Origin of the sequence: Paenibacillus sp. FSL P4-0184 (assembly GCF_038004625.1) — a bacterium.
Lineage (GTDB): Bacteria > Bacillota > Bacilli > Paenibacillales > Paenibacillaceae > Paenibacillus_AQ.
The window spans coordinates 3,118,006-3,135,649 of sequence record NZ_JBBORN010000001.1; the positions used below are offsets into that span (position 1 = coordinate 3,118,006).

Below are 17,644 nucleotides of genomic sequence, written 5' to 3' on the forward strand. Positions count from 1 at the left end.
AAAATCCCCTCAAGTTAGACAGTGCCTTAGACATCTTATCGAGGTCTGAGACGTTGTAAACTTTGAGGGGATTTATTTATGTTATACCTTAAGATTTCAATTGGCTTCCGCAGGACTCGCGCACAATAAGTACAGGCTCCACAACAAATGAACCGCCACCTGACTGATTGTTAATCAAGTCATAGAGCATATGGGCAGCGAGGATACCAAGTCGTTGTTTGTTCTGACGGATGGTAGACAGTCTTGGTGTAGTATATTTGCAGGCTTCGATGTCATCACAGCCGATGATGGCGATATCCTCAGGGACCCGGAGGTCATGTTCTTTTAATGCACGGATGGCTCCTAAAGCCAATAAATCAGAGGCAGCAAAAATGGCCTTTGGTAAACTGCCGCTTTGAATTAATTGTTGCATAGCCGTATACCCGCTGGACTCAAAGAAATCGTCGCCATGTACAAACCAACGCCGGTTCAAAGGGAGACCGAAACTTTCGATAGCTTTGGTATATCCTGCTTCCCGTAGATTGGATATTTCTGAATCCGCGGCACTTCCTATAAAACCAAGCTCCCTATAACCAAGAAGGTAAAAATGCTCTACGACCTTAGAGGATATTTGGAAGTTATCTGACATAACAAAGCCTGACTTCTTCCCTGTTAGTTCGAGATCTACCCCGATACAAGGGATACTGCTCATGTCCAGATCGTGGATCGTTGGCTCCATCTTCTGTCCAGATATAATGACACAGCCATCCACATTAAAATGGACAGCGCGCGCGAAGTAATCTCCGCTGCTAATAAATTTTTCGTTTGAAAAGAAGATGAGATCGTATCCCAGTACACCCATCTGTTTCTTGAAGGAGTTTAATACCTCAACGAAAAAAGGGTGCGTAAATTCTACATTAAGCTCACCCGCGAAAATCACACCGATCAGATTTGATTTTTTGGTTGCAAGTGTCTTGGCGGAGTTGGATGGTGAATATCCAGTTTGCTCGATGATCTCCAGGACTCTTTTCTTGGTCTTTTCCGAAACATCGCTGTAATTATTCATAATTTTCGAAACGGTCGACACAGAAACGCCTGCCATTTCGGCAATCATTTTGATATTCATATGTAGTATAAGCCACCCTCCGCTTAATAGTTGGAATATGGGGGAAAGACTGTAGTAGAGCGGTTATTTATGAGTTTTTTTGAATGGAGTGAAGAGTAAAACAGTTATTTTAAGTCTATTCTTATTGCCGAAACAAGTCAAACGGATATTTTAATACTGAGATATATTTCGAAAAAAATAATGTGAAAAAATTCAAAATTATATCTTTACAAATATGGAAATCTAAGCAACAATAACATTGTCGAAACCGATTTCGATTCTTCGCTTGAATTACGAATATTACGAAATTCGAGGAGTGATGTTTAGGATGAAGAGGAATTTCACGGCAGCATTAGCTGCTATGCTCCTTGTCACCGGGCTGCTATCACCGGTTGGGAGCATGAATGCTTCAGCGGCAGAGCCATTAAAGGGAAACTCACCTGATTCAGCGGCAACGAAAGTGGAAAATGAAACAATCGATGTATTGAAAGCGTTTACGGATGTATCTCCAAGCCATTGGGCTGCAGGTCCATTACAGCGTTGGAGCGCAAATGGGATTATAAGTGGATATGACGATGGGTCGTTTCGACCGGGTAAGGAAGTCACAAAGGCAGAGTTCGCGGCTATTATGAATCGTATATTTAATTATCAGGAGCAATCGGATAAGCTTCCAGCGGATGTGCTGGCTACAGACTGGTATAAGAGTGATATTGCCAAAGGGATTACAGCTGGATATTTAAGCAGTGATAAGAATAACAATATTTATCCTTCACATGCGCTTTCGCGTGCTGAGGCGGCACTATCCTTGGAGAAAGTGTTTCGTTTCAATACGGACAAAAGTAGCACAGCAGCATTCACTGATTTGAACGGAGTCAGTGATGAAACTGCGAAAGCGATAGCAGCCCTATCGAGTGCTGGCTTTATTAAAGGTTATCCTGGAGGTTTGTTTAAGCCTGAGGGCGGAATTACACGTGCAGAGCTTGCTCAGCTTGCTGATCGAATGGTTTCGGGACTCATCTTAAAATCTGGAGAGACTTCGCTTGGAACAGTAAAGGGCAATGTAATCATTAATCATGCCGATGTGGTTCTTAAAGATACTGTCATCCAAGGTAATCTTTATTTAACGGAGGGGATTGCCGAAGGGAATGCGAAGCTTGAAGGTGTAAAGGTAACAGGGACTACGTTTGTACGAGGTGGTGGTGAGCAGAGTATTGGCTTACACAATACTTCACTTGGGCCGCTTCAAGTAGCCAAACCTAACGGTAAGGTTAGAATTTATGCCAGCGGTTCAACAGCTGTGGGTACTGTGCAGCTGCAATCCGGGGCTATCTTGGAAGAGAGTAGCGATCTTACGGGAGCGGGCTTTGGGGATGTTGAGATGAACGTCGTTCCTCATATTATCTCACTTCGAGGGATATTTGCAGCGGTTCGCTCGGCAGACTCAGCAGTCAGCGGTTCTTTGCTAAGAATCTCAGGAACTGTTGCCAGTCTTACGGTGGGCAGCTCAACGCAATTGACTCTGGAGAACAATGCACAGGTGGCCGCGTTAATCCTGACTGCGAGCGCTGGAGGCACAGCGATTCAAGGCAGCGGAAGCGTAACCTCAATAGATAACAAAGCCGATGGAGTAACGATTGGCGGCTCGCCATTAAAGAAAGGAAACACTAGTAAAACGACACTGCCAGTAGCAACTTCAGCCTCAAGCAGTTCTGGTAATGGAGGTCCAACACCAACCAACGATCCGTGGACGCTGGTTTGGGGCGATGAATTCAATGAAGGAAGCATTGATCCTACGAAATGGACCTATGACCTTGGAGATGGTTCGCAATTTAACAATCCAGGTTGGGGCAACAACGAGAAGCAATGGTATACAAGTGATGAGAAGAACGCAAAGGTACAGGATGGTAATCTAGTGATTACTGCGCGTAAAGAAGCAGTAAGTGGCAAGGAGTACACTTCTTCGCGACTTAAAACGAAAGGTCTGTTCAGTAAGAAATATGGGAAGTTTGAGATTCGGGCTAAAGCGCCTACCGGAAAAGGGTACTGGCCGGCGATCTGGATGCTGCCGGAGAACTACGAGTACGGGAATTGGGCTTCCTCTGGCGAGATTGATATTATGGAAGGCTGGGGCAGCCGTCCTAATACGGTAGCGGGTACCATTCACTACGGTGGCGAATGGCCAAACAATGTATATTCCGGCAAAGAGTATGTATTTCCAAAAGACACTTCGATTGAACAGTATCATACTTATTCCATTGAGTGGGAGCCAGGTGAAATTCGCTGGTATGTAGACGGTAATCTGTTTTTGACTAAAAATGACTGGTACAGCATTAGCAACGGGCAGCCTGCGAATAATGCTTATCCAGCACCATTCAATCAGGAGTTTCACCTGCTGTTAAATCTGGCTGTTGGCGGCAACTTTGATGGTGATCCAACACCAGAAACCGTGTTTCCAAAATCAATGCAGGTTGATTATGTCAGAGTCTATGAATTGACAGGCCGTGAGTATCGTGAGCCGGTACCAGTAATGCTGGATAAGGAACCTTACTTGGAAGGCTCAAAGCTAGCACTTCCTGACGGCAACCTTGTCTATAACAACAACTTCACGGAGCAGGTTCCGGGAGATGATGGAATGGGCATACCGAATACTTCACACTGGGTTTTGTTTAAAGAACCAGGAACTGATGCTACTGTCTCCACTGTACCGATTGGGGGAAAAAACTTTGTAAAGGTAAATATCGGTAATGCTGGAGGCAATGCTTATTCCGTTCAACCTCAAGCGATCGTATCTGTTGCTAAAGGCAGATTCTATAAGCTCAGCTTCGATGCTAAAACAGACGTTTCACGTAATATTAGCATTAAATTAACGGGGGGAGAATCACGTGGCTTTGCCGCTTATTCCCCAGCTCTTAAGGCAGAGCTGACTTCCCAGATGACCCATTACGAAACGATGTTTCAAATGAAAGAGAACTCTGATATTGCAGCACGGATAGAGTTCAACATGGGTACTAATGCTTCACCAGTTTGGTTCGGAAATGTTCGTCTCGAAGAGATAGAAAGTATTCCGTTCAATCATGATGGCCCGAAGGCACCGCTTGGCAGCGGCAATCATCTGTACAATGGCACTTTCGATCTTGGTGAGCCGAATCGGATGAGTTATTGGCATGTAGAAACAGCTAATGGTGCAACGGCCACTGCTAAAGTAGATGACAAAGGCAAGCTGAATGTGCAGATTGGCGGCAGCGAAAGTGACGAAGTTCGATTGCTTCAGAAGGGAATTCAGCTCATACAGGGCCAAGATTATGAGCTTACCTTTAATGCTGCAGTATCCTCTGCACGTACTGCCACAGTTCAGCTTCTTGGAAAAGACAGCAGCGTACATGCTCAGCAGTCGGTTAACTTAGCCCAAGGTGAACAAGAAATAAAAGCAGTCTTCACCAACCTTGCAGGTGCAACGGATCATGAGGGACAATTTGTATTACTTCTGAACGGTGCTACCGATACAGTCATCTTGGATAACTTCAAGTTGCTGCGCACGAGCTTTTATTATGATCCATCACTTGTCTACTACCCGCTGGTGAATGGTGAATTCAACACTGAATTTCATGCCTGGGATCGGCTGTTGACGGAGCAGGGCGGACAGAGCACTGCTACTGCTACAGATGGAACAGCGAAGTTTAACATTACGAATACGGGTAGTCAGCCATATTCCGTGATGTTGTTTCAAAATAATTTGAAAGCTGCCAGTGGAGTAGATTATGTGCTGGAGTTTGATGCCAGTTCAACCATTGCCCGAAAAATCGGTGTGAATGTTGAAAATGCGTCTTATCAGGCTTCGTTTACAAAAATTGTAGAGCTCACACCAGCAACGAATCATTACACATTCGAATTCCGTCAAGGCAGTAAGGACACATTGTCTCTTAAATTCCTGCTTGGAAAGGTTGAGGGAATTAGTATTCCTCAAAGCCATGATATTATCATTGATAACGTGAAATTTGAAATCAAAAATGCACCGGCCAAACCGCAGGAATTACTAAGTGATAGCAGCAATAACAGAGTTTCGCAGCCGATTGAGCTAACCTTCATAGATCATGAGGATTGGAGAAAGAAAATCGTTGCAGTGAAGGTTAATGGTATAACTCTTGAAACCGAACAGTACACCATTCAGCCTGGAAAAATTACAATCGATGCGGCAGTATTTCCATCCGAGGGCAGCTATACAATCACTGTAGAAGCTGACCACTACGCAAATGGATATGTGCTTCAGACGGTACTTGCTAACGATAACAATCTAGTCATAAATGGCTCGTTCGGCAGTGGTAAGACAGGGTGGTCTACATGGTCTGGAGAAGGTGGTGTTTCTGCGTTTGATGTGAAGGATGGCGTGGCAGAAATTTTGATTACGTCAGCAGGATGGGAGGCGTGGCATACACAATTTTACCAAGAGGGTATCCCACTGGAAGGCGGAAAAACGTATGAGGTGAGCTTTAAGGCGAAATCAACGGTTCCGCGGCAGATCATCCTAGAATACTCCAATACTTCTGCAGCTTCCGCTCAAGCTAAGTTTGATATTACTGCCGATTGGGCAACGTATGGCGCACAATTTACGGTGTCTAACAGCAATCCGCTGAAGCTGAATTATCTGATCGGCAAATCACTGGGCGCTGATCCTAAGGCTAACAGTACGCCACATACGATTTCTTTTGACGATATTGTGGTCCGGGAGGTACAGGGTGGTCCGCCAGTGACACCACCAAGCGGCACGCTGGATAATGGAACCTTTGATGTGGATTCCAAGGGGTGGAGTCAGTATTTTGATGGAATTGGATCTGCTGCTGTAAAAGATGGGGAATTTGCGATAGACCTGACGGGCACAGGGCAAGCTGCCTACAGCGCACAAGTGGATTACGAAAACCTGAAGCTTGTTCAGGGAAAGATGTACACCTTGAAGTTTAAGGCCCGTTCTACGGTAAACCGTAATATTCAGGTAGCTGTGGAGCATAAAGGCGGGGACTACACCAAATATTTGGAAGCTGAGCTTATAGCTTTGACCCAGAATATGAAAGAATTCAGCTACACATTTACCATGAACGGTGCGACAGACGCAGGGGCTCATCTGGTATTTTTACTAGGGCTTATTGATGGGAACAGTACGGAAACGAATAGTGAAATTAGTGCGGGCAGCACGATTTATTTGGATGATGTAAGCTTAATCGAAAGTTAAACGAAAAAAACGGCAGTGGTTTCCTTTTTACAGGAGCACTGTCGTTTTTTTGTTTTGGAATTAAGATTCTTCTTTAGGGATAAATTCGAAGATCTTACCATTCTCAAAGGATTCTATTAATTTTAGCAACCAGCGGTAGTAATTAATGGATTCGGTAATCTTCTCTTCATCTGTATTTAAGAGCTGCATAAGTTTACTATCGTCACTATACTCTTTTTTCATATCGTTAATTTCTGCAAGTGATTTCGCTAGTGAAATCATATTTCCTTCGACGGCTTTTCTCCATTTAATAGAGAAGTAATCACTGAAGTTCTGATGCCAGTCAGGCACAGTGGTAAACAGGTCTTTGCGAGTCCCTCTCCCCCAAACTTTATCGATCATTTTCAGATCTAGGAGGGTACGGACTCCCGTACTCATGGACGTTTTGCTCATTCCCATTGTTTTGCTAAGCTCGTCCAGTGTCACTGGACCTTGATTGAAATACATATAACCGTATAAATGCCCAATGGATAAAGTGATGCCGTATAGGTCCATATTTTTACCGATAGAGTCTATCACGCGTTCACGGGCCTTACTAATCTTCTCTATTTGTTCGGGTGTTAACCCTTCTAAATCGTTCATGATGTCCCTCCTGAGGAATAGGTCGATAGACTGCTGCAACCTTATACAATGTATTGTAATCAAATCCCCCTCCATAAGTAAAGAAATCATGAAGAAAGGAATTTGGTGTAAAACAGAGTATTCTATACATAAAGTACGTAAAGTTAAAACTGTACACTAAATTTTATCCGTATATGGTGTTTGCATGAATTTTCAATAGTCCGGTACACTACTATAAGTGAACTAAACCCGGATATATTTTCGGGAGAAGGAGGACGGCATGGCTATTATAGAGGTGAAAAAGCTAACCAAAGTATTCGGTCATGATGCGGGAAAGGCGATTCCATTATTAGAGCAAGGGTGGTCGAAGGAAAAGATCGCTCAGGAATTAAAGTTGACGGTCGGAGTCAACAAAGCCGAATTCAGCATTGAAGAAGGAGAAATATTCGTCATTATGGGATTGTCCGGCAGCGGTAAGTCAACGTTGGTTCGTTTGTTGAACCGTTTGATTGAGCCTACAGGGGGACAAGTCCTTTTTAAAGGAAAAGACGTCGTGAAAATGAACCCGGAGGAGCTTCGGCAATTTCGGCGCAAGAACATCGGCATGGTGTTTCAGAAGTTCGCATTGTTTCCACACCGGACGGTATTGGAGAATGCGGAATACGGACTTGAGGTTCAGGGCGTAGATAAAAAGAAGAGAACTGAACGGGCCATGGAGGCATTGCATCTAGTGGGTCTAAAGGGATGGGAGAACCATCGCCCGGATCAACTCAGCGGAGGGATGCAGCAGCGTGTGGGACTAGCAAGAGGACTTGCTAATGACCCAGATATCCTGCTCATGGACGAAGCCTTTAGTGCACTGGATCCGTTGATCCGTAAAGACATGCAGCAGGAGCTGCTGGAATTGCAGTCCAGAGTGAAGAAGACGATTGTGTTCATCACTCATGATCTAGACGAAGCCCTGCGGATTGGTGATCGGATTGCATTGATGAAAGACGGTGTTATCGTGCAGATTGGTACACCGGAAGAGATTCTCATTCAACCTGCCAATAAATATGTAGAGCGGTTCGTGGAGGATGTGGACTTGTCCAAGGTGCTAACAGCAGCTCATGTGATGCGGCAACCGGAAACGGTTAGACCTGAGCGTGGACCTCGGGTAGCACTTCAATTAATGCGTGATAGCGGAATATTCAGCTTGTATGTGGTAGACAAAGAAAACAAGCTCTTGGGTGTTATTACAGCTGAGGACGCAGCGCAGGCACTAAAGGATAATAAATCCATCCTAGAGGTTACACGGCGGGAGATCCCTCGTGTATATCCAGAAACGCTGCTCAATGATTTCTTTGAACTAATATCTGAAACACATTTGCCTGTAGCCGTCGTAGATGAAGCGGATAAATTAAAGGGCATTGTGATTAAGGGAGCCGTTCTTTCCGCACTCGCGGGTAACGCGGTACCGGAAGGAGAAGGATCTTAATGGACATTCCAAAACTGCCTTTAGGAAAGGCCCTCGAGTGGTTGGAAAACTGGCTAACTACGTATTGTGGCCCGTTGTTTGACTTTATCGCTACAATAATCGGTGGAATGGTTTCTGCAATTGAAGGTGCGCTGACCTTCCTTCCTGCATTAGTGCTTATCGTACTTATTGCAGCTTTGTCTTATTGGATTGGGAAATGGCGCATGGCTTTATTTGCGGTAATCGGACTGCTCTTAATCGATAATCTCGGATTATGGGGACCTTCGATGCAATCTTTAGCCCTTGTTCTAACCGCCTCGATATTGGCTGTAGTAATCGGTGTACCGATTGGTATTTTGTGTGCGCAGAGAAATGCGGTTAGAAATACAGTTACGCCTATTTTGGACTTTATGCAGACGATGCCGGCATTTGTGTATTTATTGCCAGCGGTATCTTTTTTCTCACTTGGGGTAGTTCCAGGTGTAATTGCATCGATCATCTTTGCGATTCCACCGACAATTCGTTTGACCAATCTCGGTATTCGTCAAGTTTCAGAGGAGCTAGTTGAAGCAGCCGATGCTTTCGGTTCAACACCAACTCAGAAGCTGGTTAAATTGCAGTTGCCGATCGCACTGCCAACGATTATGGCAGGCGTCAATCAGACGATTATGTTATCACTCTCGATGGTTGTCATCTCATCTATGATTGGTGCGCAAGGTGTAGGTGCCTATGTATACCGCGCGGTATCGCAGGCTAAGACAGGAGATGGATTCGAGGCGGGGATTGCTATCGTTATTATAGCTATTCTACTCGACCGTTTAACGCAGAACGCACTAAAACCAAAACAGAGATAGGGGTTTTAAATAGATATGAAGAAAAAGAATATAGGTTTATTCTTGTTAGTGATTATGATGATTACTGTTATTGCCGGATGTTCATCCACTAGTACAGAAAAAGTGAAATTGGCTTATGTGGCATGGGATTCCGAAATTGCGAGTACTTATGTTGTTAAAGAAGTACTTGAAACTAAGCTTGGAGCTACCGTTGAAATGCTGCAGGTAGATGCAGGCCCAATGTGGGCAGGGGTTGCTGATGGTAGTGCGGATGCTATGGTCGCAGCTTGGCTACCAAGCACGCATGCAGCTTATTTAGAGAAGTATGGTTCGAAAATCGAAGATTTAGGTGCTAATTTGAACGGAACTAAAGTTGGTTTAGCGGTTCCAGCGTACATGGATATTAATTCTATTGAAGACTTGAAGAACAGTGACCTGGCAGGTAAATTGAGCAACCGAATTATCGGAATTGAGCCTGGTGCTGGTATTATGACGACGACTGAAAAGGCTATTGCGGAATATGGTCTTAGTGAATATACGCTACTAGAAAGTTCATCGGCAGCGATGGCACAGGAGTTGCAAAAAGCCTATGACAACAACGAGCCTATCGTTGTAACGGGTTGGACACCACACTGGATGTTCGCCAATATGGACCTGAAATATCTGGAAGATCCAAAAGGTGTATATGGTGCGGATGAGCAAATCCATACGATGGTTCGTCAAGGTCTGAAAGAAGACATGCCGAATGTCTATAAGTTCTTGGATCAATTCGAGTGGACAGCAGAAGACATGGCGAAAGTAATGGTTGAGGTTCAAGGTGGGAAGTCACCAGAAGAAGCTGCTAAAACTTGGGTAGAAAACAACCCGGATAAAGTGAATGCGTGGATTCAAGGTGTAGAATTGTAAGTAGATAGAATTCTGTGGTATGATGTGAAGAATCAATGGATTACAAAAGTGTAACTTGTACGCTAACCACTGTTCTTTACAAATGCACTTCATAAGCAAAATCATTCAATAAAACACCCCGGAAGGGGTGTTTTTCTTGGGAATATAAGCAAAGTATTCAAAGGAATATCTATACTTTGCATATATTTTAATGCTCACACTTATGCTTTAGCGAAGTAAATCAGGAGGCAGCTGCTGCAAGGAGTCAAGAGAGGAGACTGCTTCATGACAGAGACCATAAATACCTGGATAGATTGGCTGCTGCAAACGCTTGGCCTTAGTGGACCCTCTATTTTATTTGTGACGATTCCATTGGCGCTGTTGCAGAGTATATTAGGATTTTTTCCGTTCGTAATTTTGATTGTCCTCCATGTGTCTGTATTTAACGTTATTGGAGGTATGATAATTAGTTGGCTGGCTTGTAATCTGGGTGGAATACTGATGTACTTCCTGATTCGACGATATCTTTACAATTGGTTTGATCGAAAATGGAGGTCCAAGCTGAAAAGGTATGACAAATGGCAGCGTTACTTGGACCGATATGGAATTTGGACGCTGGTCCTTCTACGTACGATTCCCATTATTCCGAACAATGTAATCAATTTTATGTCCGCTGTTTCACCGATAAAAGCATCATCTTTTATTTGGGGAACCGTGCTTGGGAATCTGTCCTACATTTGGCTATTCGGTACGATCGGCTCAAGCTTAATCGTCCCTAGGGAAGAATGGAATGGATATATTACTTGGTATGCCGTGTTTATCGCTATTCTAATCGGTATCTTTATACGGCGGCACTGGGACCATCTACAGGAAGATAAACGGAGTAGAATGCACTAATATTAATTGATCATCAAATAAATGAAGAACGTTTCTTTGGCATTATCCGCCGGAGGGAACGTTCTTCTTTTTTGTCTTCTTTCCGAATACCTTAAACTAAGTGGAGGTGGCTTGACCTCTGCGTAAGGTGGGAGGGACTATCGCAATGGGGAGATTAAGAAAATGGGGGAACCGAGGGCTAAGATTACCTGATCTAGGTCAGCTTCGGCTGCCAAAAATAAATGGGGGCGGGACGCCGAGGTACTCTGGAAGAAGCTCCGCGTTCAAGTCAAAACCTAGTAGGGCAGCGGCAAGACCACAGAGTGCACGCTTTGAAGCTAAGCGAAGTAGAAGTCATATGAGATCATCCAGTAGGGCAGAGAGAAAGATGACCGTTTCCGGCGGAAACACGCGTAAGCCAAGAAGCCGGCGCAAATTTTGGTTGATTGCATCGTTGGTATTGATTGTACTTGTACTACAAGCACTGCGATACGTGGAGCTGCACATGAAGCCACCTATCTTGCATTTAGCGCAAATTCGTGTGAAGCAAATCGCAACAGAGTCGATAAATAAAGCGATCACTTCACAAGTTGCGAACGGAGGAAATGCGGAGGAACTAATTGATTGGAAGACCGATAAGAACGGGAAAATATCAGGATTTATGTTGAACTATGCGGAGCATATGCGTATTACTTCGCAAGCAGCAGAGGTAATCCAGACCACGTTACAGGATTTGCATAATCAGACAGAATATATTCCGCTCGGTCAGGCACTAGGTAGTCCTCTCATCGCCTCTTATGGACCTGATATCCCGATCAAGATTGAACCGCAAGGTGCTGTTAAGGTTGAACTCAGCACTCGCCAGCAAAATGCCGGAATTAATATGATTTTAGTTGAGGTCTATATCCATATTGTTACGGAGGTAGCGGTGGTTATTCCTTTTGACATGGAGCCTCAAGTAGTGGATACGGAAATTCCTGTGTCATATTTGATGGTCGTCGGAGACGTGCCTATGTATTACTACGATAATCAGGGTCAGCCTGTCGGAGCTAATGGCAGCAGTGCCCCGGGAATTGCTATTCCTGCACCATCTGTAAGTGGAGATAAAAATGGAGTATCAGATCAGAGCAAGGATACCCCTGGGAATAGCCAAGAGGATAGCAATTCATCACCAGCTGCACCCAATTCTTCGAATACAGGCGCAGCTCATACAGAAGAAGGCGGCAAAGGTGTAAATGGAGGGAATTAAGGGATATCGTGCTTAACCGCTCATAGACTATAGGTAGAGTTGCTTTAAATAAATGGAGCGTGAGTCCAAATGTCACATGAATCGCTGAATATGGAACGCTTGGCAGGGAGATATGGTTTCCTTGAACGTGCCGGACTTTTACCCTTGCCAAGTGAAGATGGGATTTCTATTGTAGTTGAGCTTAGCCGTATGGAATGTGCCAGGGTCTGTTTACCCCTGCTGCTGCGTCACTCGGGAGTGGCTGTGCGCATTATTGCTGTTTCAATGACGCCCGATTTCCCCATGGAGGTATTAGCAAGACAGTTCTCGCCAGAGGAACCAGTGCTCTTCCTACCCTATGAGAAGGAGGAGTATATGCCCAACCTAGCTCTGGCCCATATCGAGACCACCTTTGCTGTTCTGCTTGAAGATTCGATTATGGTATCGCCTGGCTGGTTAAGCGAGTTAATGTGGGCTTCCTTTGATGATGCTTCCGTTAGAGTCATTGCTCCGCGTTCATCTACCGAGAGGGGGGAAGGGAAGAAACGGCTTCACTTTGGTACTCATCATGAATTAGCTGAGCATGTAAGCTACAGTCTTGGGCGGTATCAAGGCGAATGGCGCGAGGTGGAAGTGCTAACCGGATCTTGTCTTCTATTCACTAAGGAATTGGTTCAGCGAATTGGCGGCTTTGACACCTCGCTTCAAGGGCGGCATCTCATGATAGCTGACTGGTGTCTCCGAGCGCGGCAGATTGGAGCGAAACTGGCACTGAGTGAAGCTGTGTATGTTCATGCTATTCAGTCACTGGATAGATACCTGAGAACGAAGGACGAATCCAAACAGACGAATGGCTGGCAGACATACTACAAGAAATGGGCACTTGAAAGCGGGATAGAGAACGAAGAACTTTTAGTACCGCCTACTGAATCCTTAAAATTTCCACAGCCGGTTATACCATTGGGCAGGATACCCTTAGCTTCTCCGTTGGTAACGGCCATAGTGTATTGTGATGAAGCTTGGAATTGTGATGAGCTGAAGGAGCAATGGATAGCTGCACGGGAGCAGCAGAGCTACAAGTCTATTCGCTGGATTTGGATCAGAGATACTTTGGTGGACGCTGCTCCTGACTTTCCGGTTAGCGAACATGATGTAGTGATAACGGTTCATGGTGAGGATGTATGGCTACGGGCGTTAAAGAACGCATCTGCATTATATGAGAGTGAGATCATTCTGTATTTGTCCACTTCTATCCAATATGAGAAACATTATATTGAGCGGGTGGTGAAGGCCATAACCCAAGGCTCCGCTGATCTAATCGTAAGTTTATCGACTGAAATGGAGGAAGCGGGGGTTCATTTGCTTGCAGAGGGAGATTCAGCGCTCACGCTACCTCTTGAACGTGTCGCTTACAAAGGAGGGATCTTGCCTGGGATGATTAGCAATAGGAAGTTTACTTCCCGTCAATTGCTGCTTCACCCTAATGCCTCTCTGGTAATAGGCTATATTGGGGATTTGTCCGATTCCAAGGAGGCACACCCATGAAATATTTAATTCTAAGCGGAGGTTCTTGGGAGGACTACGAATATAAAAGATTGCTAGAGCTTCTTCCCGACCGGGAAGGGGTCTGCTTTGCTGGACGAATGACCAGTGAGCAGCAGACTAACAATCAGATTAGGGCAGTTGCGGCTGCAGATATTTATTCTTTGAACATGAAGCAATATACGATTCTTGTCTCTTCTCCTTATTGGCTCTCAGAGGTTCTCTCCTTGCAGGCAGCTTATGTAGTGGCTCTGCTAGAACGTTGTCCGGAAGAAGAAAAGAAGTGGTTATGGGATAAATACAGCGGTTTGCTTGGCGCAAAGGCTGACCTTGTAGCCACCCGATCTGAACGGATATATTTAGAGCAGAGCTTACGCAGGGAAGGTGTGCTCTATCTCGGCGGGGATCAGCAGGAATCCTATGGAGCTACCTTTCAGGGAGATCGGCTGTATTTTCTTACGGATTATGAGGTGCTGTGGAGGAAGGCCATAGTGAACTTGTGGCAGGATTCAACGATATCACCTGCTGATTGGGTTACTATACAGCTTGAGTTGCGGGCGGACTATTACATTTCCATGTGTGCTAAGCTGCCCAGTCAACCTGTTGTACATTACTTGGCAGCTTCCTATCTGTACTTGTTGGGGGATTCCGTAGCAAACCGCTATCTGGCGCAATCCTTTGAGCTCATGGTGCTGTATGAATATTTAGATTGCCTTCATTCACATTTTCGCTTTTTTTCGGCTATAGAGAGTAAGACTGGGGATTTGGAAACAGCTGTTCAACAATATACAATTACGGCATTTACAGCTGAGGAGAAGCGGGATGCGGAAAGGCTGCGGGGCTGGCTTCACTCCGGGCAGTACGAACTTGTTCGGGCAGAGCTGTTTCGCTTGAATGAGGATGAAGCTGCGGCAGTACGGATTCTGAGTTCGCTCACTACCTCAGAGGCGAAGATGTTATTGATTCAGAATTATATTCGGACCTTCCAATGGGAGAAAGCGTTAGAGCTTCAGCAAGATTTGGAGGGAAGTGTAGATGGGGTTATAGAAGGCACAATACACTTGCTACATGGCAGACGACATGAAGCTATACGCAGCTTCTTGAATGCGGCAGGGCAAGACAATCAGGCGTGGCCGCTTTTATCAGAGATGGCAGATCTAGAAGAGGCTGTAAAACGATTGAAAAGGAGAGTGGAGGGATGAGTAGTCATAGATGGCCTCTCCGCAAAACAGCAGGTAACCGCTTGACCGCTATGATGCAGGTTCGAAACGAAGCTGGAAGGTATCTGGAGCAGGTGCTTGAAGAACTGAGTGAATTCGTGGATGATATTGTAGTTGTTGATGATGGAAGTACAGATCATACGGCACAGTTATGTCGTTCTTTTGCGAAGGTTACGAAGCTTGTGACACTGGAGACCTCCTTGTTTAATCGTGAGTGGGAGCTTAGGCAGATGTTATGGGATTTGGCGGTATCTACGAATCCGGATTGGCTCCTGTCTGTAGACGCTGATGAGTTCTATGAAGAGGCAGCTAAACGGGAGATGAGACGGCTGATTGATCAGGATGTGTATGACTGGGTATCTTTCCGGCTATTTGATTTCTGGGGTGGCACCACCCATTATCGTGAAGATGAACATTGGAATATCCATACGAAGCATACTCGTACACTTGTCCGATATTTGCCGAATTTTCATTATTTCTTCCCGAAAATGGATCATCATGTTCCTAGGCTGCCGCTTTCTTACTCTGTATTGCCGGGTTTTCTTGCCGAACTGCGGGTGAAGCATTATGGATGGGCGGTTCCGCCGGAAGAGCTTCGACTTAAATACTCACGTTATATGGAACTTGATCCAGAGGGGCGCTGGGGGAGTCTGGAGCAGTACCAGTCCATTCTAGATGAGCAGCCCCATTTGATCGAATGGAAAGAATAGCTCTGAAATCCGAATCTGCCAGTCGGTTAGGTCTGACTGGCAGATCTGACGAGCAGCCCCCATGGGATTTGACCTGAGGAAATCCCATGGGGATAAGCTTTTGCCGCGAGTATGAGCTTGTAGTATGAGAGACCGACTTCAGCGGTAGTTCCCCCGATTCTGCGCAAAGCCATTTCATCTGATTGAGCGATCTTTGGAGTTTCCCCACAGGAGCAAGCTATTGCCACATATAAAAGCCATTCGGCGCAGTCCGTCGAAGCATTATAATGAGGGGTTTGACTGAGATAGATGGAACACCACTGTTTCTTTACGGGGATAGGAGCCTCAAGCAATCCATAGTATAAGGGCTGTGGCAGTTTGCACCACTGGAATAAAGAGCCCTCTGATTGTCGATAAAGCGATAATACACTATCCCAAGCACCGACCTGAAGCAGCAATTGTATAGCATAGCTCAGATCAGGAAGAGCAGGCTTAATGTCAGAACGACTTGTTAAGATATGATGAATTGTTAGCATCCCCGGTCTGTATGGCGATATGGAGATAAGCCACTTCATGGCTGATTCAGTATCTCCAGCACGGCAAGACAAAGCCCAGAGATAACCGAGTATAGATGAACGTTCGGAAAGAACAGATGGATTATGAAGCAGCTGCTCAAGCGGTGCGAGGGTGTGTTCCCCCTCTTGCTGCTGAATACAAGCAAGGAAAGCCTGCACAATGATTTGAACGGCTAGCGGTAGCTGCGAAGCAAAAGAGAGAGTGAACAGCCATTCAAAGTCACGAGCATTGAGCGCCGCGGGCACAAGATAGCCTAAGGTAATTGGTGAGAGAGCGTGGATATGGTAGCGGGTCAATGCGATCAGACTTAACCTCTCTCCAGATAGCAGGCTTAGTGGGACAAGCTGTTTCCACGCATCCGTATAATCTGGTTTGAATTGTATAGCAGCCTCGTAGTGTTTCCGCGCGTTTGGATATAGAAATAACTTCTCGCATACTCTGCCCGCTAGTAGTTCTGTTCGATACGTTCCACTTCCCGAAGAAGATGGATATGGATGTGCTGTATACCCGCTCTTCAGTGCTTGCTGCAAGAAGTGTCTAGCTTGTCTAAGCTGTCCTTGTTCGAGCAACAAAGCAGCATAGCCCTCTAATAAATCAGTGAAATCAGGAAACAATAAGCTCCCCGCATGAAAAACTTCCTCAGATTCCTGCTGCCTGTTACATCGTTGTAAGGCATAGGCAGTCTTTAGATAAATATCGGAGGCATACCCGGATTGGGTTGGAACATCAGCGAGTAATGGAAGAAGTACATCTGCCGCTGCATGATATTGTTCCTGTTGATAATGCTCTACCCCTAGTGCATAACGAAGGATGAGATGGTTCGGTTGAAGCTGCAGACCACTATTGATGAGAGCTAAATTGCGCTGGTATTTATTTTTGTGCTGTAGTTCATCCTCTAAATAACCGTAGTGATAAATACGCAATTCAGCGTAAGCAATCTCCCCCGCAGGAAGCTCCCAAATGCTGCTGGCCGTCTCCTCATGAATGATTCCACGAAAGATGATTCTTTTATCGTTTCTGAACAGGCGGCAGACATGATCGGTAACAAAATCCGCTTCAGGGGCGTCACCGATATAGTGGATAATGGGTAGCCAATATCCGTGAATATGCGCTGCGTCCAGCAGGTGCTGGAGCTGCTCCCTCCTCCAATGATCTACAGCCTCATCGGCATCAAGTACTAGAATCCAAGGGGAAGTTGCATGCTTCAGACTTAGGTTTCGTGCTTTCGAGAAATCATTCTCCCAAGTCATATCGATGATCTTTGCACCGAACTTAGTTGCTATGTCTATGCTATTATCCTCAGACCCGGTATCCACAATGATGATTTCTGATACGATTCCTTGCACAGAGGACAGGCATTTCTCCAGGTGGTTCGCCTCATTCTTAATGATCATACAAAGTGTGATATCGGGTGTGGTCATAGGAAACGTC

12 protein-coding genes are annotated in these 17,644 nt (G+C 45.3%); 9 read left to right on the top strand and 3 right to left on the bottom strand.

Features of this window, described 5'->3' with window-relative positions:
- Positions 1-88: 88 nt before the first annotated feature.
- Positions 89-1,105 (bottom strand): LacI family DNA-binding transcriptional regulator, encoded by a 1,017-nt coding sequence (locus MKY52_RS13650; protein ID WP_341051751.1) that lies wholly within the window; start codon positions 1,103-1,105, stop codon positions 89-91.
- Between the two features lie 307 nt (positions 1,106-1,412).
- Here MKY52_RS13650 and MKY52_RS13655 point away from each other — a divergent pair, with 307 nt between their 5' ends.
- Positions 1,413-6,308: a carbohydrate binding domain-containing protein gene (locus tag MKY52_RS13655; RefSeq protein WP_341051753.1), complete on the top strand. Its 4,896-nt coding sequence runs from the start codon at positions 1,413-1,415 to the stop codon at positions 6,306-6,308.
- A gap of 60 nt (positions 6,309-6,368) precedes the next feature.
- Here the strand turns inward: MKY52_RS13655 and MKY52_RS13660 are convergent, their stop codons facing one another.
- Entirely contained in the window at positions 6,369-6,929 is a 561-nt protein-coding gene (locus tag MKY52_RS13660) for a GbsR/MarR family transcriptional regulator (RefSeq protein WP_042191677.1), read from the bottom strand.
- 259 nt (positions 6,930-7,188) lie between these two features.
- On the opposite strand from MKY52_RS13660, the gene MKY52_RS13665 reads away from it, so the two are divergent.
- From MKY52_RS13665 to MKY52_RS13700, 8 genes are all read left to right on the top strand, one after another.
- On the top strand, positions 7,189-8,385 hold the full coding sequence (locus MKY52_RS13665; RefSeq protein WP_042191675.1) for a quaternary amine ABC transporter ATP-binding protein: 1,197 nt from the start codon (positions 7,189-7,191) through the stop codon (positions 8,383-8,385).
- Entirely contained in the window at positions 8,385-9,218 is an 834-nt protein-coding gene (locus MKY52_RS13670) for an ABC transporter permease (protein WP_042191673.1), read from the top strand. The genes MKY52_RS13665 and MKY52_RS13670 overlap by 1 nt, the downstream gene beginning before the upstream one ends.
- A gap of 15 nt (positions 9,219-9,233) precedes the next feature.
- On the top strand, positions 9,234-10,103 hold the full coding sequence (locus MKY52_RS13675) for a glycine betaine ABC transporter substrate-binding protein (protein ID WP_341051755.1): 870 nt from the start codon (positions 9,234-9,236) through the stop codon (positions 10,101-10,103).
- Between the two features lie 264 nt (positions 10,104-10,367).
- Positions 10,368-10,979, top strand: coding sequence for a TVP38/TMEM64 family protein (locus tag MKY52_RS13680; RefSeq protein WP_076285278.1), 612 nt, complete (start codon positions 10,368-10,370; stop codon positions 10,977-10,979).
- Positions 10,980-11,124: 145 nt separating this feature from the next.
- Positions 11,125-12,207 (top strand): sporulation protein YunB, encoded by a 1,083-nt coding sequence (gene yunB / locus MKY52_RS13685; protein ID WP_445670993.1) that lies wholly within the window; start codon positions 11,125-11,127, stop codon positions 12,205-12,207.
- 69 nt (positions 12,208-12,276) lie between these two features.
- The gene (locus MKY52_RS13690) at positions 12,277-13,731 is read left to right on the top strand and encodes a hypothetical protein (protein WP_341051757.1); all 1,455 of its coding nucleotides are present in this window, start codon (positions 12,277-12,279) and stop codon (positions 13,729-13,731) included.
- Entirely contained in the window at positions 13,728-14,930 is a 1,203-nt protein-coding gene (locus tag MKY52_RS13695) for a hypothetical protein (protein ID WP_341051759.1), read from the top strand. Before MKY52_RS13690 ends, MKY52_RS13695 begins: the two co-directional genes overlap by 4 nt.
- Positions 14,927-15,658 (top strand): glycosyltransferase, encoded by a 732-nt coding sequence (locus MKY52_RS13700; RefSeq protein ID WP_341051760.1) that lies wholly within the window; start codon positions 14,927-14,929, stop codon positions 15,656-15,658. Before MKY52_RS13695 ends, MKY52_RS13700 begins: the two co-directional genes overlap by 4 nt.
- A gap of 26 nt (positions 15,659-15,684) precedes the next feature.
- On the opposite strand, the gene MKY52_RS13705 is transcribed toward MKY52_RS13700, so the two are convergent.
- The gene (locus MKY52_RS13705) at positions 15,685-17,634 is read right to left on the bottom strand and encodes a glycosyltransferase (protein ID WP_341051762.1); all 1,950 of its coding nucleotides are present in this window, start codon (positions 17,632-17,634) and stop codon (positions 15,685-15,687) included.
- Positions 17,635-17,644: the final 10 nt, after the last annotated feature.

Bases quoted from the DNA above. Each gene is read 5' to 3' on its own strand.
- MKY52_RS13650 (WP_341051751.1), bottom strand. From the start codon at position 1,105: ATGAATATCAAAATGATTGCCGAAATGGCAGGCGTTTCTGTGTCGACC.
- MKY52_RS13655 (WP_341051753.1), top strand. From the start codon at position 1,413: ATGAAGAGGAATTTCACGGCAGCATTAGCTGCTATGCTCCTTGTCACC.
- MKY52_RS13660 (WP_042191677.1), bottom strand. From the start codon at position 6,929: ATGAACGATTTAGAAGGGTTAACACCCGAACAAATAGAGAAGATTAGT.
- MKY52_RS13665 (WP_042191675.1), top strand. From the start codon at position 7,189: ATGGCTATTATAGAGGTGAAAAAGCTAACCAAAGTATTCGGTCATGAT.
- MKY52_RS13670 (WP_042191673.1), top strand. From the start codon at position 8,385: ATGGACATTCCAAAACTGCCTTTAGGAAAGGCCCTCGAGTGGTTGGAA.
- MKY52_RS13675 (WP_341051755.1), top strand. From the start codon at position 9,234: ATGAAGAAAAAGAATATAGGTTTATTCTTGTTAGTGATTATGATGATT.
- MKY52_RS13680 (WP_076285278.1), top strand. From the start codon at position 10,368: ATGACAGAGACCATAAATACCTGGATAGATTGGCTGCTGCAAACGCTT.
- yunB (WP_445670993.1), top strand. From the start codon at position 11,125: ATGGGGAGATTAAGAAAATGGGGGAACCGAGGGCTAAGATTACCTGAT.
- MKY52_RS13690 (WP_341051757.1), top strand. From the start codon at position 12,277: ATGTCACATGAATCGCTGAATATGGAACGCTTGGCAGGGAGATATGGT.
- MKY52_RS13695 (WP_341051759.1), top strand. From the start codon at position 13,728: ATGAAATATTTAATTCTAAGCGGAGGTTCTTGGGAGGACTACGAATAT.
- MKY52_RS13700 (WP_341051760.1), top strand. From the start codon at position 14,927: ATGAGTAGTCATAGATGGCCTCTCCGCAAAACAGCAGGTAACCGCTTG.
- MKY52_RS13705 (WP_341051762.1), bottom strand. From the start codon at position 17,634: ATGACCACACCCGATATCACACTTTGTATGATCATTAAGAATGAGGCG.